This is a genomic window from Ramlibacter sp. (genome assembly GCF_036383835.1).
Taxonomy (GTDB): domain Bacteria; phylum Pseudomonadota; class Gammaproteobacteria; order Burkholderiales; family Burkholderiaceae_C; genus Ramlibacter.
This window is the reverse complement of sequence record NZ_DASVNN010000049.1, coordinates 1-16,643: the sequence shown is the minus strand read 5'-3', so window position 1 is coordinate 16,643 and position 16,643 is coordinate 1. Positions and strand designations below refer to the sequence as shown.

The following is a 16,643-nucleotide window of genomic DNA, read 5'->3' as shown; positions in this document are numbered from 1 at the left end:
CCCCAGCGATTCAGCGCACCGACACCGACATCCGCTTCCACCCCGGATCGCTCCACCGCTGGAACGGCCCCAGCGCCCCCGCCTCGTTCGACTGCCTCTGCGTCACCAGCGACTCCAGGCTCACCACCTCGAAACTGCGCCGCCACCGTCCTTCCGCCCGCGCCTCCCGCGCCACCAGCACCTGCTGCCCGCCCGGCACCCACCCCGCGAACTCCGCGTAGCCCGTCTCCGGCTGCAGCGACGCCGGCGGCAACACGTCGAGCGTCCACTCGCGCCCCTTGCGGCGGAACACCCACAGCTCGCGCCAGGCCTCCATCGCCTGCACCGCCAGCGTGAGCGCGTTGCCTTCGCGATTGAGGCTGGCCGACTGCGGCCACACCAGCCCGTAGGTGCAGCGGCGCGCCAGCGGGTTCGCGGCGTCGTGCTTCGCATCCACCAGCAGCACGCAGGTCTCGCCCGGCTGGCCCGCCTGCGTGATCACGACCGGACGCGCATCGCGCACCGGCGCCACCGCCGGCACCGCGGCCCAGCGCGAGGCGTTCACGCGGATGACGGCGTCGTTCCAGGCGGCCTGGTCTTCCTCCGCCAGCTCGCTGCGCTGCACGGAGGCGAGTTCCGCCAGCGCGCGCTCCGCCGGGGCTTGCGCGATCTCGCCGAAGCGCGCCTGCTCGTAGGCCACGGTGCTCCACACCGCCGCCCGCCGCATCGCCACGCGGTTCTTCACGTAAGGCGGCAGCGACGTGGTCTCCACCCGGTCGAGCACCTGCGCGCGCCATTCGTTGACCGCGCGGCGCTTCGCCGGCGTGAGCGCCGGGTCGACGCACTCGGGCTGCGTCAGCGCCAATGCCGCGCGCGCCTTCTGCTCTGGCGTCGCCGCGCCAGCCAGCACGCGGCGGAAAGCCTCGCCGTCGTAGCAGATGCGCACCTTGCCTTCGCGCTCGTAGCTGGCGAACTTCACGCCGTAGCGCGAAGCCACCTCCATGTGCGCGCTCAAGGCCTGCTGGCGGCCATGGCCGGCGCCGGCCGACGCGCGCTGCGCCAGCCGCTCCGCGAAGGAGCCGAGGATCTCCAGCACTTCGGCGCCGGCCGCGCCGCGCACAACCTCCGCCGGCGCCGCCTGCAGCCAGGCCGCGGCGACGCCGATGCCCAGCGACTCCGCGCCGGGCGCCTCGCGCAGGAAGCGCAGTATCGCCAGCAGGTCCGGCGCCTCGCCCGCCGTGAGCGCGGTGCGCCGCACCTGCGAGGCCCTGACGTAGCCGCCGCGCTCGCGGGCGTGGTCCCACACCTGCAGGTAGTCGAGCCGCTCCCCGCGCACCTCCAGCACCTCCCCTTGCCAGAGCTGCGCCTGCTGCGGCGCCGAGTCGCGCGGCGAGGCGCGCAGCACCGCCGCATCGGTGGCGACGATCGCGCTGCCGAAGCTCGCGGCAGCCGCCGCGGTGACGATGGCCGTGAGCATCTCAATCCTCCGCCGCGGGCGCAGCCACGTGCTGCGGGCCGGGATCGCGCACCGCGCCGCCGCCGCCCAGCAGGTTCGCGGCCAGGAAGCCGCCGCCGGATCCCGGCGGCGCGATGATCACCTGCACCTTGTCGGACAGCTTGTCGGCCAGCGTCTTCTGGATCAGCAGCGGATGGCGGCTCAGGAGCGCACCCTCGCGCGCCATCTGCTCCGCGTTCGCCTGCCCCACCTTCTCCATGCGGAAGGCTTCGGCCTCGGCCAGCTTGCGCCGCGCATCGGCCTCGCCGGTCGCCTCGATGCGGCGCGCCTGCGCGTTGCCTTCGGCCACCTTCATCCGCGCCTGCTTCTCGGCCTCGGCCTCCAGCTGGCGCTGCTCGACCTGGCGCTGCTTGAAGGGCAGCACGTGCTTCATCGCCTCTTCCTGCGCCCTGGCGGCGATCACCTGCTCGCGCGCGGCCGCTTCGGCGCGCACCTCGCGCCGCACCTTCTCGGCCGACGCTTCGAGCTCGGTCTCCTTCACGCGCTTGTCCTTCAACTCCAGCGTGTAGCGCATCTTCTGCGATTCGAGCTCCTCCGCCAGCAGGCCTTCCATGCCGCGCTTGTAGTCGGCGGGCAGGTCCACCTTGCCCACCAGCACGCCGCGCAGCAGCACGCCGTCCTGCGACAGCTTGGCGCGCAGCTCGTTCTCCAGCACCTCCTGGATCTCCTGGCGCTTGAGCGAGAAGATCTCGCGCACGGTGTAGCGCGCGAACACCTTGTAGACCACGCCCTGCACCGCGGGCTCGACCACCTCGGCCTCCAGGCTGCCCGGCAGGTTGCGCGAGGTCGCGGCGATGCGCGCCGGGTTCAGCGCGTAGCGCACCACCAGGTCGACGCCGACCGACAGCCCTTCGACCGACTGCACCGGCGCCGGGCCCGCAGCATTCGCCATCTGCTGCGGCTTGTAGACGCGGTCGCGCAGCGAGAACACCTGCACGCCGTGCAGCCCCGGCACCACCAGCGCGGTGCCGTCGCGCCAGGCGTAGACCTCGCCGGTGAGGTTGTTGGTGCGCACGCCCAGCTCGCCGGGACCGGCGTTCTGCACCGGCGGATGCGCCAGCAGCACCCAGCCGGCGGCGCCGACCACGGCGGCCACGCCGATCGCGCGGCGGGCCTGCAGCACGCGCTGCATCGCGCCCTCGGCGTACAGCAGTTCGCCCTGCGCGGGCCGCCGCAGCTTGCGGGCGAGGCCCAGGCGGATGGCGCGGACGATGGCATTCAGGCGGGCCAGCATGTTCTTCTCCTCTGTTCCTTCGCGATGATCAGAAGCCGACGTTGGCCGGAAGTTCGGCCGTCGGCAGGTTGGGGCCCGGCTGGGCGCGGGTGGACAGCAGCAGGAAGGTGGTCTCGTCGTTCACGTCGACGACGAAGTCCGGCCTGGCATCGCCGTCGAGGTCGGCGACGGCGCGCACGCTGGTCGACGCGCCCTGCGGGCCGAGGATGTAGTCGTAGGTGTGGCCGCCGTAGCCGATCGCGTACTGCACGCCGGCCGGCACTTCCTCCACGCGGATGGAAAAGCGCGTCATGCCCAGCGACATCTCGTGGTCGCGGCCCACGCGCGGCTGCTGCAGCACTTCCATGTAGCGGTAGCTCGGGCGCATGCCGGTCTTCAGCGTCGTGCCCTTCATGCGGAAGAACAGCGCATCGGCATGCGCGGTGGCGCGGTCGGACGGCTTCACCGAACGCACCTCGACGCCGTCCTCGCTGGTCACGATGCGGTACCAGCCGTTCTCCGGCCAGGGTCCGGTGCTGGCGGTCAAGACCTCCTCGTTCCAGGTCTGGGCGTCGAGCAGCAGGCCCTGCTCGGGGCGGTTCTGCGCCCACAGGGCGGCGGCCGCGGTCGTGGCGGCGGCCACGAGGGCGAAGCGGATCAGGGCGCGGGCGGTGGTCTGGCGGGTTTGCATCGTGCTTCTCCTGGGTTGGTTGACGATGCATCCCATTCTTCGCACGGCGCCGGGAGGGAACAATGCGGCCGCCGCCCCACTTCGTTCACGCCCCGGAAGAAATCTTCACAGGGCCCGCGCCCCTCCCCCGCCCATAATCGGCGCATGACCCGCGTCGCCGTCATCGAGGACGACCTCCCCACCAGCAACCAGCTGGCCGGCTGGATCCGCGCCGCGCGCCCGGACCTCACCATCGACCAGTGGTTCGACCGGGACAGCGCCGAGGCCGCGCTGGAACGCGAGGACTACGACGTCGTGCTGCTCGATATCGAACTGGGACACGAGCGCCATGCGGGCGTGGCCCTGATCAACGCGATCAACAAGCGGCGCGCCGGGGTGCCGGTGCTGGTGGTGTCGGCGATGCCCGCGGCGATCTACCGCAGCATCATGAAGGCGCTGGACGCCTGGGACTACCTGCAGAAGACCACTTTCGAGGAAGCCGACTTCATCGAGACCTTCCTCGAGATCCTGCGGGTGGCGCGCGAGCGCGGCGGCCGCGAGGAGAAGGCGGCGGCGCAGGCCGGCGAGCTGGCGCTCGACCCGCTGTGGCAGCGCACGCCGACCTGGCGCGGCGAGCGCATCAACCTGCCGCTGACGGCGCAGCGCATCCTCGCCACCCTGTACCAGCGCAAGGGCGAGGTCGTCTCGTACGAGGAGTTGTTCGACGTGGTGAAGAGCGGCCGCAACCGCGACAACGTGCGCAAGCACGTGAGCACCATCCGCGACGCCTTCCGCGAGGCCGACCCCGGCTTCGAGGCGATCGAGAACGTGCCGATGCGCGGCTTCCGCTGGGCCGACGCGGCGCCGGCGCGCAAGACGAAGCCATGAAGCTGCCGGAAGTGCCGCGGCTCGGGCTCGCGTCCTTCCGCCGCCGCCTGCTGTTCCGCGGCGTGTTCCTGCTGCTGGCCGTGGCCACGCTGGCGCTCGCCGTGGTGCTGCTGCAGGACGAGAAGCAGCGCAGCTACCGCAACTACGAGCAGGACTTCCGCAAGCGCCAGGGCGAGCTGATGGCGCGGCTGCGCGAACCGGCGGGCCTGCTGGCGCTGCTCAATCCGCGGACCGCCGGCGAGGTCGCGCCGCTGCGGCCGCTGGTGCTGCCCTATGCGGCGCTCGATTTCGACGATCCCAACAAGGCGCAGCAGGCGGTGGAGATGGCTGGCTGCCCGGTGCGCTGGCCGGACGGCAGCACGCTGTGCGTGGCCGTGGGCAACAACGCCTTCGCCGGCGGTTTCCTGTACCTCGTGGGCAGCTTCCGCGCCGGCGACCTGGTGAGCCGCGAGGCCGGCATCCCGGACCTCGAAGGCGTGCACCGCGCGCGCATCCGTCTCGAGATGCGCGGCGAGCTGAAGGCCTGGATCGCGCCATTCGAGCGGCTGTCGCTGCGCGGCGAGCCGCTGGTGCGCGGCCGGCTCGTGGCCTATCCGCATGCCGGCGAGACCGCGCTCGATCCGGAGGCGCAGCCGCTGCGCGGTTTCCGCGGCTTCCTGTGGCAAAGCGCCACCTGCGCCGAAGGCGGCGAACAGGCCGACTGCCCGCGCCGCGTCTTCTATTCCATCCGGCTGCCGGTCGAGGCCTTCCGCGAATCGGCGCTGGGACGCAGCCGCCCCGACTGGCCGCCGGTGGATCTCGACCGCATCCGCGTGCACCTGCAGATGCTGGCGCCCGGCAACGGCGCGCCGCTCTTCGACAGCAACGCGCCCGACGCGGTGGCGCCCGCCTCGCTGGACGAGATCGCCAAGGGCCTGCAGCCCGGCGACGTGCTGACCATCGTGCAGCAGCACGACCTGCGCGCCACGCCCATCGTGCTCAAGGGCCGCGACGACGCACGCGAACGCAGCTCGCCGCTGATCCTTCGGCTGATCGACCGGCTGCCGGTGGCGGCGCGGCCCGGCCCGGTGCAGGCGCGCGAGACCATCGTCACGCCCACCGGCAGCTTCGACGTGAAGCTGGCCGGCGACGCGCGCGGCATCGACCGCGGCCTGGGCGTGATCGCCACCCGCATGTCGTGGTACGTCGCCTCCATGCTGGGCGCGATCGTGCTGGCCTGGCTGCTGATCGAAGTGGGCCTGATTCGCCGCATCGCGGTGCTGACGCGGCGGGCGGCGGCCGTGTCGCACAACGTGCAGAACGATGCCGCCGGCAGCGCCCGCATCGACCAGCTGGATGTGTCGGACCTGCGCGGCCGCGACGAGCTGGGCATCCTGGCCGGCGGCCTGGCCGACCTGCTGCAGCGGGTGAAGAGCGACGTGCAGCGCGAGCAGCTGCGCGCCCAGCGCGAACGCGACATGCTGCAGGCGGTGGGCCACGAGATCCTGTCGCCGCTGCAGTCGCTGATGGTGCTGCATCCCGACCCGGTGGACCCCGCGCACCGCTACGTGCAGCGCATGCAGCAGGCGGTGCGCGTGCTGTACGGCCAGGCCTCGCCGAGCGAAGCGCTGGCCGCCGCGCAGCTGGAGCTCGCGCCGCTGGACCTCGACACCTTCCTGCGCGAAGTCGCCGGCAACGCGCAGTTCGCCGGCATCGAAGAGGTGCGCTACAGCGGCCACCATGCACCGCTGACGGTGCGGGCCGACGCCTTCTCGCTGGAGGACGTCGCCACCCACATCCTGCGCAACGCGCAGCGCCACCGCACGCCCGGCAGCCCGATCACGCTGAGCCTGGAGCAGCGCGGCAACACCGCCGTGATCGGCATCCACAACGCCGGGCCGCACATCCCCGACGCGCAGCGCGAGCGCATCTTCGACTACGGCGTGAGCGACGCGGCAGCGGGCGAGGGCGAGCGGCGCGGCCAGGGCCTGTTCGTTGCGCGCACCTACATGGCCAAGATGGGCGGGATGGTCCAGGCGATCAACACGGCCGACGGCGTGCGCTTCGAACTCGCCTTCCCCCTCGACGGCTGAGGTTGCAGCGGTCCCCGCGGCGCGTGGGCCTTTGCTAGTCTTGGCACATGTCTTCGGCCGTCTGGCTGCGGAGCCGCGGGCTCCGGGCGCTTCCCGTCCTGTTCGCTTCGGTGCTGGTGGCCTGCACCCCGCGTCCTTCCGCGCCTCCGCCGCCGCCCGCACCGACGGCCCCCACGGCACCCAGCGAGCGGGCGCTGCCGCCCGTGCCTCCTTCCGCGCCGCCGCCCACGCCCGAGAAGCTGTCGGACATCGAGCGCGACGCGGTGCTGTTCACGCAGTGGCGCGCCGGGCATGCGGCGGACGTCGAAGCCTTCGAATCCTTCCTCACCTACGAAAAGGTGGCCGACGTCGTGCCCACCTACCAGCTGCTGCGCAGCGCGTCGATGTGGAAGGAATGCAAGGCCGAGCCTTTCGAGATCCCGCCGAGTGCCATGTGGCCGATGGTGCGCGACGTGCTGCTGCTGGTGCGGGAGCTGCGCGACCAGGACGTGCTGTCCTCGGTCGAAGTGGTGTCCGCGTACCGCGACCCGCGGCTGAACCGCTGCGCCGGCGGCGCCCCCGGCAGCTCGCACCAGCAGTTCGCCATCGACATCGCGCCGCTGGATGCCGAGACGGGCCGGCGCCTGTGCGCGTTCTGGCGCCAGCAGGGCAAGGGCTGGAACATGGGGGTGAGCCGCTATCCCACCGGCCGCATCCACATCGACCGCACCGGCTACCGCACCTGGGGCGCCAGCCACAAGCGCGGCAGCAGCTATTGCCTGCAGGAGTGAGGCGGCCGGGAACACCCCAAGCCGGCTATTTCCGGCAGCGGTCATACTGCGCGCTCCACACGGAGCACGCATGACCGAACGCCAGTCCCCGGGCCGCTACGAGTCGCCCACCGAACGCATGCAGGCCTGGACCGAAGGGTCCACCCTGCACATCCGCTTCAACAACGTGGCCAAGCACAACGCCCTGTCGGTCGACATGTGGCAGGCGGTGCCGCCGCTGCTGGCGCAGGCCGAGAAGGACGACGGCATCCGCCTGGTGGTGTTCTCCGGCGCGGGCGACAAGGCCTTCGTCTCCGGCGCCGACATCTCGCAGTTCGAGGACATGCGCGCCGCCCGCGAAGCGGTGAAGGTGTACGAGGCGATGGCGGAAGAGGCGCTCATGAGCATCTACCGCTGCGCCAAGCCGACGCTCGCCAGCATCCGCGGCTACTGCATCGGCGGCGGCGTCAACGTGGCGATCAGCTGCGACATCCGCATCTGCGCCGACGACGCCGTGTTCGGCATCCCCGCCGCGCGCCTGGGCCTGGGCTACCGGCTCTCGGCGCTGAAGAACCTGGTGAACCTGGTGGGCGTGGGCGCCGCCAAGGACCTGTTCTTCACGGCCCGCCGCATCGACGCGGCCGAAGCGAAGTCGCTGGGCCTGGTCACGCGCACCGCGAGCGTCGACAAGCTGCCGGAGCTGCTGGCCGAATACACGATGGCGATGGACCAGAACGCGCCGCTCACCATCTACGCCGGCAAGCGGATCATGCAGGAGATCCTGAAGGACGACGCCGATCTTGACGGCGAGATGTGCCGCCAGCTGATCCTCGACTGCTTCAACAGCGAAGACTACGCCGAGGGCCGCCGCGCCTTCATGGACAAACGCAAGCCGGTGTTCCGGGGGAAATGAAATGCGCGCATGGTGGATGAACGTGACGGACACCGAGGCGAAGCTGGAGCTGCGCGAGCAGCCCGTGCCGGAGCCGGGTCCGCGGCAGATGCTGGTGCGCGTGCGCGCCGCCGGCGTCAACCGCGGTGAATTCATCATCGGCGGCCTCGTCAAGGCGGGCAGCTCGAAGGCGCTGGGCATCGAGGCCGCCGGCGAAGTGGTGAAGGCCGGCGCCGAGGTGCGCCGCTTCCAGACGGGCGACCGCGTGATGGGACGCTTCTCCGGCGGCATGGCGGAATACGTCGTCGTCAACGAAGGCGATGCCATGACCGTGCCTGCGAACCTGTCCTGGGAAGAGGCGGGCAGCCTCGCGACCACCTACATGGTGGCGCAGGACATGCTCACGCTGCAGGGCAACCTGAAGGCCGGCGGCTGGCTGCTGGTCACCGGCATCACCTCCGGCGTCGGCGTCGCCTGCCTGCAGATCGCCAAGGCGATCGGCGCGAAGGTGATCGGCACCTCGGGCTCGCGCGACAAGCTGGACAAGCTCGAGGCGCTCGGCCTCGACGTCGGGATCTGCACCCGCTCGCCCGACTTCCAGGCGCAGGTGATGGACGCCACCGGCGGCGCCGGCGTGAACGTGGTCGTCAACAACGTCGGCGGCACGGTATTCGCCGAGTGCGTGCGCTGCCTCGCTTTCGAAGGCCGGCTGGCGACGGTGGGCTATGTCGACGGCGTGCTGAAGGCCGACATCGACCTGCAGGCGCTGCACGCGAAGCGGCTGGTGCTGTTCGGCGTGTCGAACAAGATGACCAGCGCGGAACAGAAGGCCCGCGCCACGGCGCAGTTCGAAAGCGAGATGCTGCCGCTGGTGCGCTCCGGCAAGCTGCGGCCGCTGATCGACAAGGTGTTCCCCTTCGACCAGTTGCCGGCCGCGCGCGCGCACATGGAAGCCAGCGCGCACGTGGGCAAGATCGTCATCGCGGCCTGAAGAGCCGCGAGCCAACAAGAGAGCAAAGGAGACAAGCGATGATGAAGTCACTGGTGGCCGGCTGCATGCTGGCTTTCGGATTGCACGGCGCCGCTCTGGCGCAAGGCACTTCCTGGCCCGACAAGCCGATCAAGCTGGTGGTCGGCTTCACGCCCGGCGGCGCGGCCGACTACGTGGGCCGCACCGTCGGCGACGCGCTGTCGCGCGTACTGGGCCAGCCGATCGTCATCGACAACAAGCCCGGCGCCGGCTCCAGCATCGCCGCCGACTTCGTCGCCAAGGCGCCGGCCGACGGCTACACGCTGCTGATCGCGAGCCCCAGCGCGATCAGCGTCAACCCGGCGCTCGACGCCAAGTGGGCGGCGGGCATCAACAGCCTGATCCCGGTGACCAAGGTGACGGCCTCGCCGCTGGTGATCGCCGCCAACCCGCAGACCGGCATCAAGTCGATCGGCGACCTGATCGAGCAGGCGAAGAAGAACCCCGGCAAGATGAACTTCGCGCATGCGGGCATGGGCTCCGCGCCGCACCTTGGCGGCGTGCACTTCAACCAGCTCGCCGGAACGCAGCTCACGCCGATCCCCTTCAAGGGCGGCGCGCCCTCGGTGCAGTCGGTGATTGCCGGCGACACCCAGGTCACCTTCGCCACGCCGCCTTCGGTGCTGCCGCACATCAAGTCGGGCCGGCTGGTGGGCCTGGCGGTCTCCAGCCCCGACCGCTCACCGCTGGTGCCGGACCTGCCCGGGATGAAGGAAGCCGGGCTGGGCAACTACAGGATGGACTTCTGGTACGGCTTCTTCGTGCCGACCGGCACCTCGCCGGAGATCGTGAAGAAGCTCTACGACGCAACGATGACGGCCATGCAGCGCCCCGAAGTGAAGGCGGCGCTGGCGCGCGAGGGCACCGACGTCTCGGTGTCGTCCTCGCCCGTCGAATTCGGCAACTACCTCAAGGACGAGTCGCGCTTCTGGGGCAAGCTGGCGAAGGATTCCGGCGCCAAGGCGGAGTGACGCTCCGCCGGCGTCCGAGCACGTGCTGCGGGAGATCGGCGTGCCGTCTTCCGAAGTCCTGTTATTCGACGACCGCGGGCTCGCCGATCGAACCGTAGGGTGGGCAAGCCTTGCTTGCCCACCGTGACGGCCTTGGTGCATCCACGACGGTGGGCAAGCGAGCTTGCCCACCCTACGACCCGGCGACCCGCCGCGGCCTAGCGTGCATCGCTGCGCGCCCGCAAGGTCGCGAACGACACCAGCTCCCCCGCCAGCGCACTGGCCATTACCGTCGCCGGACTCGCCAGCCACACCTGTCCCGGCCCCGAGCGGCCCGGGAAGTTGCGGTTGATCGCGCTCACCGTCACCTGCCCCGTTTCCGACGACGAGCCCGGCCCGCAATTGGCGCAGGCGCCGCAGGAGGGCTGCAGGATGCGCGCGCCGGCGGCGGCGAAGGTGCGGTCGTAGCCGCGCTCCATGCAGTAGTCGCGCACCGCCGTCGTGCCGTACTGCAGGAACAGCTGCACGTGCTGCGGCACCTTCAGGCCCTGCGACAGCCCCCAGGCCAGCACCGCGTGGTACTGGTCGAAGTCCTCGCGCTTGCCGGCGGTGCAGGAGCCGCCGTAGGCGATGTCGATCGCGACACGTTCCGTGAGCGCATCCAGCGGCAGCCCGTTGCCCGGATCGCCGGGCCGCGCGACCATCGGCGAGAGCGCGCCGCAGTCGACGCGGACCACTTCGCTGTAGCGCGCGCCGGCATCGCTCTTCATCCAGGGCTCGAGCGCGAACGCAACGCCGCGCCGTTCCTTCAGGAAGCGCACCGTCTCCGCATCGGGCTCAACGATGCCCGTCAGGCCGCCGAGTTCCGCCGTCATGTTGGTGAGCGTCGCGCGCTCGTCGGTGGACAGCCCGCGCAGCACGGGGCCGGCGAACTCGAACACCTTGCCGACGCCACCGCCGGCCTTCACCTCCGGGAGTTGCAGCAGGTGCAGCACGATGTCCTTGGCGGCCACGCCCGGCGGCAGCACGCCGTCCAGCTCCACGCGCAGCACCTGCGGCATGGTGAGGCGCACCGCGCCGGTCACGAAGGCATTGGCCATGTCGGTGGTGCCGACACCGAAGGCCACGCAACCGAGCGCGCCGCTGTGCGGCGTGTGCGAATCGGTGCCGGCCACCAGCTGGCCCGGCAGCGCGTAGTGCTCCGCCATCATCGCGTGCGAGATGCCGGCGACATTGCCGCCGTCGTCCGCGCGCGCTTCGTCCTCGGTCAGCGTGCGGTGGTTGCGCAGGCCGTACGCATTCACGAAGTCGCGCTGCGCCTCGCACATGCGATGCATGTTGGGCAGCAGCGGCGAGCCGGCATGCGCCGGGCTCTCCTCCATGTAGGAGGTGTGGTCCTCGAAGACCACGATCGAATCCTGGTCGCGCAGCGCGAGGGGCCGACCCAGCGTCGCGTGCAGCATGTGCGCCGCCATGCCGGTGTAGTACTCGTGGATGAAGCGCCAGTCGGCGCGCACGAAGCAGCCCTCGCCGGCCTGCGGCGCATCGGAAGTGACCGGCGTGCGCAGCAGGTGGCGCTGCACGATCTTCTCGAACAAGGAGAGCGGCCGCGCGTCCTGCGCGGCGCTCGCGGGCACCGCCTCGCGCAGGTGCGCCTGGCCGAAGGCGAGCAGGCCGCCGGCGCGCAGGATCGCGGCCGCGAGCGCATCGCGCCCCGCCACCAGCTCCTCGATCGGTATCGCCTCGCCGCGCTGGATCCGCTCGACCAGCCCGAAGTCGGTGGACGTGAACAGGCCGATGTTGTCGGCGTTCTGGCGGTAGATGCGCTCGAAGCTCTCCGCGATCACCAGGCGGATGCCGGCGAGCTTCTCCGCCGCCGGACTGTGCTCGCGCGACGAGCCCTTGCCGTAGCGGCGCCCGCCCACGGTCACCTGGAAGCCGCCGGCCTGCACCGCGCCCACCGCGACCGGCCGCTCGCCCTCGCAGGTGTAGCCGGTATAGGGATAGCGCGCGAGCTGCTCGTCGTAGTGCGACATGATGCGCACCGGCGTGATCTCGTCGGTGGAGACGTCGTCGCGCAGCGGCGCGGCCTGCGCCTGCGTGAGCTGGCGGCCGGCCAGTTGCTCGTGCATCGCCGGCACGTCTTGCGAGAGGAAGAGGATGCGCGGCGCGGGACCGAGGGAAAGGATGTCGTTCATGGCGGGGCAAGCGATGCGAGGTGCTCCAGCAGCAGCTGCGCTGCCGGCGAGAGCGACGCCGCGTCGCGGTAACAGAGGATGAAACGCCGCTCGGCCCAGGGCTCGTCGAGCGGCACGAGGCGCAGGCCCATGGCCCGCGCGGGCTCCCGGGCCACTTCGTGCGGCACCAGGCTGATCGCGAGGCCGGCGTGCACCACGCGCAGCGCCGCCTCGAAGTTGGTCACCACCACGCGATGGCTCAGGGTGCGGCCGGCCTGCGCGGCCTGCCGCTGCAGCATCACCTGCACGGCGCTGTTCACCGGCAGGCTGACGTGCTCGAAGTCCAGCGTGTCCTCGAAGCGCAGCGTCTGGCGGCCGGCAAGCGCGTGCTTCGCCGGCACGACCACGCAAAGCGTGTCCCGGCGATAGGGCTGCGACTGCAGCGCGCCGACGTCGGCCGCGTCCCAGCACACGCCCAGCGCCGCATGGCCCTCGCGCACGCCGCGCACGATCTCCGGGCTGACGCGCTCCTCCAGGTCGACGCGGATCTTGCGATGCGGCGGCTGGCGCAGGAAGGCCGCGACGTCGTCGGCCAGCGATTCCGTCATCGCGGAGACCGAAGCGAGGATGCGCACCTGCCCCTGGCCGCCCTCGATGTAGGCCTGCATGTCGCGCTCGATGCGCGCGGCCGAATCGAGCATCGCGCGCGCATGTTCGAGCAGCGTCTGCCCGGCGGCCGTCGGCACCACGCCATGCCGCCGGCGCACCAGCAGCGGCGTGCCGACCTGGCCTTCCAGCTGGGCCAGCCGCTTGCTGATCGCCGAGCCGACGATGCTGGCCTTCTCGCCGGCGCGCGCGATGTTGCCCATCTCGCAGACCGAGACGAACAGGCGCAGGGTGGTGAGGTCGAGATCGCGCAAGATATTCCGAATTGGAACTTCAGAGTTCCGAAATTGAGCCTACGGCTCCAACCGGAAATTCTAAACTCGCGCGCATGTCCCCCATGTCCCCTTCCCTTCCCCGCCGCGTGGTCGTGCGCGAAATGGGCCTGCGCGACGGCCTGCAGAGCGTGCAGACCGTCGTGCCCACGCCCGCCAAGCTCGAGTGGATCCGCGACGCCCATGCCGCCGGCCAGCGCGAGATCGAGGTCGGCTCCTTCGTGCCCGCGAAGCTGCTGCCGCAACTGGCCGACACCGCCGAGGTGCTGGCGTTCGCGCAGACCCTGCCGGGCCTGCGCGCCACCGTGCTCGTGCCCAACATGAAAGGCGCCGAGCGCGCGCTGGAGATGAACGCCGAGATGATGCTGGTGCCGCTGTCGGCGAGCCACGCGCACAGCCTGGCGAACCTGCGCAAGGCGCCCGACGACGTGTTGGCCGAGATCGTCCGCATGCGCGCCGCGCGGGATGCCAGCGGCGCCCGCACCGAGATCGAGGTGGGCATCAGCACCGCCTTCGGCTGCACGATCCAGGGCGAAGTCGACCCGGACGAAGTGGTGCGGCTGGTGCAGGCCGTGCTCGACGCCGGCGTCGAATCGGTGAGCCTCGCCGACACCGTCGGCTACGCCGATCCCGCCATGGTGTCGCGCCTGTTCGAGCGCGTGCTGAAGGTCGCCGGCGACAAGCTCGTCTGCGGCCACTTCCACGACACGCGCGGCCTCGCCCTCGCCAACATCTATGCCTGCCTGCAACTGGGCATCGCGCGTTTCGATGCATCGATCGGCGGCATCGGCGGCTGCCCGCATGCGCCCGGCGCCAGCGGCAACGTGGCCACCGAAGACCTGCACTACATGCTCGCCAGCATGGGCATCGAGACCGGCCTGGATTTCGACAGGTTGCTCGCGCTGCGCGCCAAGGTCGCGCGCTGGCTGGAAGGCGAGACGCTGCACGGCAGCGTCTGGCGCGCCGGGCTGCCCAAGACGATGAAGCAGGAGCCGGCCCATGCCTGAGACCCAAGCTCCCCAGCCCCTGAAGGGTTTGCGCGTCGTCGAATTCACCCACATGGTGATGGGCCCCACCTGCGGCATGGTGCTGGCCGACATGGGCGCCGAAGTGATCAAGGTGGAACCGGTGGACGGCGACCGCACGCGGCGCCTGCTCGGCGCCGGCGCCGGCTTCTTCCCCATGTTCAACCGCAACAAGAAGAGCATCGGCATCGACCTGCACCAGCCCGAAGGCGCGGAGGCCGCGCGGCGGCTGTGCGAAAGCGCGGACGTGGTGGCCGAGAACTTCAAGCCGGGCACGATGGAGAAGTACGGCCTGGACTACGCGTCGCTGAGCGCGAAGGACCCGCGCGTGATCTACGTGAGCCACAAGGGCTTCCTGCCCGGCCCCTACGACCACCGCACCGCGCTGGACGAAGTGGTGCAGATGATGGGCGGCCTCGCCTACATGACGGGCCGTCCCGGCGATCCGCTGCGCGCCGGCACCAGCGTCAACGACATCATGGGCGGCCTGTTCGGCGCGATCGGCGCGCTGGGTGCGCTGATCCAGCGCGGCATCACCGGCCGCGGCATGGAGGTGCAGTCGGCGCTCTACGAGAACAACGTGTTCCTCATGGGGCAGCACATGCTGCAGTACGCGATGACCGGCAAGCATCCGGCGCCCATGCCCGCGCGTGACAACCCCTGGGCCGTGTACGACGTGTTCACGGTGAAGGACGGCGAGCAGATCTTCCTGGCCGCCGTGAGCGACGCGCAGTGGCAGACTTTCTGCGGCGCCCTCGGTTTCGCCGACCTGGAAGCCGAGCCGGAACTGGCAACCAACAACCAGCGGGTGCAGCAGCGTCCCCGCCTGCTGGCGACGCTCCGCGAGCGCCTCGCGACCCGCAGCGCGACCGATCTGGCGGCCGCGATGGAGCAGGCCGGCCTGCCCTTCGCACCCATCCGCCGCCCCGAGGACCTGTTCGACGACGAGCACCTGCTCGCCACCGGCGGCCTGGCCGACATCACGCTGCCCGACGGCGACAAGGCAGGGCAGCAGGTGAAGACCACCCTGTTCCCGATCACCATGGACGGCAATCGCCTCGGCGTACGCCTGCAGCCGCCCAGGCTGGGCGAGCACAGCCGCGAGCTGCTGGCCGCGGCAGGGTACAGTCACGCCCAGATCGATGATCTGCAACGGAGGGCCGTCGTCAGCTGAACCGACAAGGCGGCCGAAAGCATTCAACCCCTGTGATTCCGGAGACAAGCATGACCCAGAAGATCACGCGACGCACCGCCATGGGCGCCGTCCTCGCCGCAGCTGCCAGCAGCCTGCCCTTCGCCGCCCTGGCCCAGGCCGGCACCGTCCGATTCGTCCTGCCCAACGCCACCGGCTCCGGCGTGGACGCCATCACCCGCGCCGCCGCGCCGGCGCTGGGCAAGGCGCTCGGCGCCTCCGTCGTCGTCGAGAACCAGTCCGGCGCCAGCGGCATCGTGGGCCTGCAGACGCTGGCGCGCTCGGCGCCCGACGGCAACACGCTGTCGGTGGTGTCGAACAACGTCGTCATCTTCCCCAGCGTGATCAAGTCGCTGCCTTTCGACATGCCCGGCGACTTCACGCCGATCGCGGTCGTCGGCGCCACGCCGATGGTGCTGATCGTCAACCCGAACAAGGTGCACGCGACCAACAGCCGCGAGTTCATCGCGGCGCTCAAGGCCAAGCCGGGCGAGCTGAACTTCGGCTCCGGCGGCAACGGCACCATCCTGCACCTGGCCGCCGAGATCTACCTGGATGCCACGGGCACCAAGGCGCGCCACATCCCCTACAAGGGCGTCGGCCCGATGGTGACGGACCTCTTGAGCGGCCAGATCGATTTCGCGGTCGCGGCGATGCCCAGCGTGCAGGCGCACATCAAGAGCGGCGCGCTGAAGGCCATCGGCATGCTGGCGCCGCAGCGCACGCCGGCCGCGCCCGAGATCCCGACCTTCGCCGAACAGGGCCTGAAGGACTTCGCGGTGGAAGCCTGGTTTGCGGTGATCGGCCCCAAGGGCATGAGCCCCGCGCTCGTGAAGAAGACGCACGAAGCCGTGGTGGCCGCCTTCAACGATCCGGCGGTGAAGGAGACGATGGCCAAGCAGGGCAACTCGATCCACATCAGCACGGTCGAAGGAGCGCAGGCGGCCTTCCGCAGCGAGATGGCCAAGTACGCGGCGACGGTGAAGAAGATCGGGCTGGAACCGCAGTAAAGCCACGGTCATCCCCGCGCAGGCGGGGACCCAGGGCTTCCTTGAAGCGGCGCTGTTGCGCCGCTTCCCGCTTTTGGGCATCGGGGCGCGTCGCGTCAGGCGGCGCGCGGTGTACTTGATCAAGCAAGTCATGCCCCCTGTAGGGTGGGCAAGCTTTGCTTGCCCACCATGACGGCCCACGGGAAATGGTGGGCAAGCGAGCTTGCCCACCCTACGCCAGACCCATCGCCGTGGAGATGGCAACGATCGATGCGCCACCGCCCTGCCCTGCTGCCAGCCCCCGTGCGGGCGGGGCCGGGGTCGCGCATGAAGGCATGGCGCCTGCGAGGACCGGGCAGGCGG

Annotated in this window: 14 protein-coding genes; 9 read left to right on the top strand and 5 right to left on the bottom strand. The window is 70.8% G+C overall.

Features of this window, described 5'->3' with window-relative positions; genetic code table 11:
• Nucleotides 1-10: 10 nt before the first annotated feature.
• The 3 genes from VF522_RS08275 to VF522_RS08265 form a co-directional block, all read right to left on the bottom strand.
• Nucleotides 11-1,456, bottom strand: a complete 1,446-nt coding sequence (locus VF522_RS08275) for a hypothetical protein (RefSeq protein WP_330907762.1) — start codon at nt 1,454-1,456, stop codon at nt 11-13.
• A gap of 1 nt (nt 1,457) precedes the next feature.
• Nucleotides 1,458-2,627, bottom strand: coding sequence for an SPFH domain-containing protein (locus VF522_RS08270; protein WP_330907824.1), 1,170 nt, complete (start codon nt 2,625-2,627; stop codon nt 1,458-1,460).
• Between the two features lie 130 nt (nt 2,628-2,757).
• On the bottom strand, nt 2,758-3,399 hold the full coding sequence (locus VF522_RS08265) for a hypothetical protein (protein ID WP_330907761.1): 642 nt from the start codon (nt 3,397-3,399) through the stop codon (nt 2,758-2,760).
• A 144-nt stretch (nt 3,400-3,543) separates the two neighbouring features.
• Here VF522_RS08265 and VF522_RS08260 point away from each other — a divergent pair, with 144 nt between their 5' ends.
• From VF522_RS08260 to VF522_RS08235, 6 genes are all read left to right on the top strand, one after another.
• Entirely contained in the window at nt 3,544-4,266 is a 723-nt protein-coding gene (locus tag VF522_RS08260; RefSeq protein WP_330907760.1) for a response regulator transcription factor, read from the top strand.
• Nucleotides 4,263-6,338 (top strand): HAMP domain-containing sensor histidine kinase, encoded by a 2,076-nt coding sequence (locus VF522_RS08255; protein ID WP_330907759.1) that lies wholly within the window; start codon nt 4,263-4,265, stop codon nt 6,336-6,338. The genes VF522_RS08260 and VF522_RS08255 overlap by 4 nt, the downstream gene beginning before the upstream one ends.
• 47 nt (nt 6,339-6,385) lie before the next feature.
• The gene (locus VF522_RS08250; RefSeq protein WP_330907758.1) at nt 6,386-7,108 is read left to right on the top strand and encodes a D-Ala-D-Ala carboxypeptidase family metallohydrolase; all 723 of its coding nucleotides are present in this window, start codon (nt 6,386-6,388) and stop codon (nt 7,106-7,108) included.
• Nucleotides 7,109-7,178: 70 nt separating this feature from the next.
• Nucleotides 7,179-8,000, top strand: a complete 822-nt coding sequence (locus VF522_RS08245) for an enoyl-CoA hydratase (RefSeq protein ID WP_330907757.1) — start codon at nt 7,179-7,181, stop codon at nt 7,998-8,000.
• Between the two features lies 1 nt (nt 8,001).
• Nucleotides 8,002-8,970: a quinone oxidoreductase family protein gene (locus tag VF522_RS08240; RefSeq protein ID WP_330907756.1), complete on the top strand. Its 969-nt coding sequence runs from the start codon at nt 8,002-8,004 to the stop codon at nt 8,968-8,970.
• Nucleotides 8,971-9,008: 38 nt separating this feature from the next.
• Nucleotides 9,009-9,980 (top strand): tripartite tricarboxylate transporter substrate binding protein, encoded by a 972-nt coding sequence (locus tag VF522_RS08235; RefSeq protein ID WP_330907755.1) that lies wholly within the window; start codon nt 9,009-9,011, stop codon nt 9,978-9,980.
• 197 nt (nt 9,981-10,177) lie between these two features.
• Here the strand turns inward: VF522_RS08235 and VF522_RS08230 are convergent, their stop codons facing one another.
• Complete coding sequence (locus VF522_RS08230; protein WP_330907754.1) at nt 10,178-12,157, bottom strand: aconitase family protein; 1,980 nt, start codon at nt 12,155-12,157, stop codon at nt 10,178-10,180.
• On the bottom strand, nt 12,154-13,056 hold the full coding sequence (locus VF522_RS08225; protein ID WP_330907753.1) for a LysR family transcriptional regulator: 903 nt from the start codon (nt 13,054-13,056) through the stop codon (nt 12,154-12,156). The genes VF522_RS08230 and VF522_RS08225 overlap by 4 nt, the downstream gene beginning before the upstream one ends.
• A 74-nt stretch (nt 13,057-13,130) precedes the next feature.
• Between VF522_RS08225 and VF522_RS08220 the strand changes: the two genes are divergently transcribed.
• The 3 genes from VF522_RS08220 to VF522_RS08210 are packed head-to-tail and all read left to right on the top strand — an operon-like array spanning nt 13,131 to nt 16,301.
• Complete coding sequence (locus VF522_RS08220) at nt 13,131-14,081, top strand: hydroxymethylglutaryl-CoA lyase (protein ID WP_330907752.1); 951 nt, start codon at nt 13,131-13,133, stop codon at nt 14,079-14,081.
• On the top strand, nt 14,074-15,273 hold the full coding sequence (locus tag VF522_RS08215) for a CaiB/BaiF CoA-transferase family protein (RefSeq protein ID WP_330907751.1): 1,200 nt from the start codon (nt 14,074-14,076) through the stop codon (nt 15,271-15,273). The genes VF522_RS08220 and VF522_RS08215 overlap by 8 nt, the downstream gene beginning before the upstream one ends.
• Nucleotides 15,274-15,323: 50 nt before the next feature.
• Entirely contained in the window at nt 15,324-16,301 is a 978-nt protein-coding gene (locus VF522_RS08210; RefSeq protein WP_330907750.1) for a tripartite tricarboxylate transporter substrate binding protein, read from the top strand.
• Nucleotides 16,302-16,643: the final 342 nt, after the last annotated feature.

What these genes read in the sequence shown, in the direction of transcription:
- VF522_RS08275 (WP_330907762.1), bottom strand. Translation starts at nt 1,456, where the DNA reads ATGCTCACGGCCATCGTCACCGCGGCGGCTGCCGCGAGCTTCGGCAGC.
- VF522_RS08270 (WP_330907824.1), bottom strand. Translation starts at nt 2,627, where the DNA reads ATGCAGCGCGTGCTGCAGGCCCGCCGCGCGATCGGCGTGGCCGCCGTG.
- VF522_RS08265 (WP_330907761.1), bottom strand. Translation starts at nt 3,399, where the DNA reads ATGCAAACCCGCCAGACCACCGCCCGCGCCCTGATCCGCTTCGCCCTC.
- VF522_RS08260 (WP_330907760.1), top strand. Translation starts at nt 3,544, where the DNA reads ATGACCCGCGTCGCCGTCATCGAGGACGACCTCCCCACCAGCAACCAG.
- VF522_RS08255 (WP_330907759.1), top strand. Translation starts at nt 4,263, where the DNA reads ATGAAGCTGCCGGAAGTGCCGCGGCTCGGGCTCGCGTCCTTCCGCCGC.
- VF522_RS08250 (WP_330907758.1), top strand. Translation starts at nt 6,386, where the DNA reads ATGTCTTCGGCCGTCTGGCTGCGGAGCCGCGGGCTCCGGGCGCTTCCC.
- VF522_RS08245 (WP_330907757.1), top strand. Translation starts at nt 7,179, where the DNA reads ATGACCGAACGCCAGTCCCCGGGCCGCTACGAGTCGCCCACCGAACGC.
- VF522_RS08240 (WP_330907756.1), top strand. Translation starts at nt 8,002, where the DNA reads ATGCGCGCATGGTGGATGAACGTGACGGACACCGAGGCGAAGCTGGAG.
- VF522_RS08235 (WP_330907755.1), top strand. Translation starts at nt 9,009, where the DNA reads ATGATGAAGTCACTGGTGGCCGGCTGCATGCTGGCTTTCGGATTGCAC.
- VF522_RS08230 (WP_330907754.1), bottom strand. Translation starts at nt 12,157, where the DNA reads ATGAACGACATCCTTTCCCTCGGTCCCGCGCCGCGCATCCTCTTCCTC.
- VF522_RS08220 (WP_330907752.1), top strand. Translation starts at nt 13,131, where the DNA reads ATGTCCCCCATGTCCCCTTCCCTTCCCCGCCGCGTGGTCGTGCGCGAA.
- VF522_RS08215 (WP_330907751.1), top strand. Translation starts at nt 14,074, where the DNA reads ATGCCTGAGACCCAAGCTCCCCAGCCCCTGAAGGGTTTGCGCGTCGTC.
- VF522_RS08210 (WP_330907750.1), top strand. Translation starts at nt 15,324, where the DNA reads ATGACCCAGAAGATCACGCGACGCACCGCCATGGGCGCCGTCCTCGCC.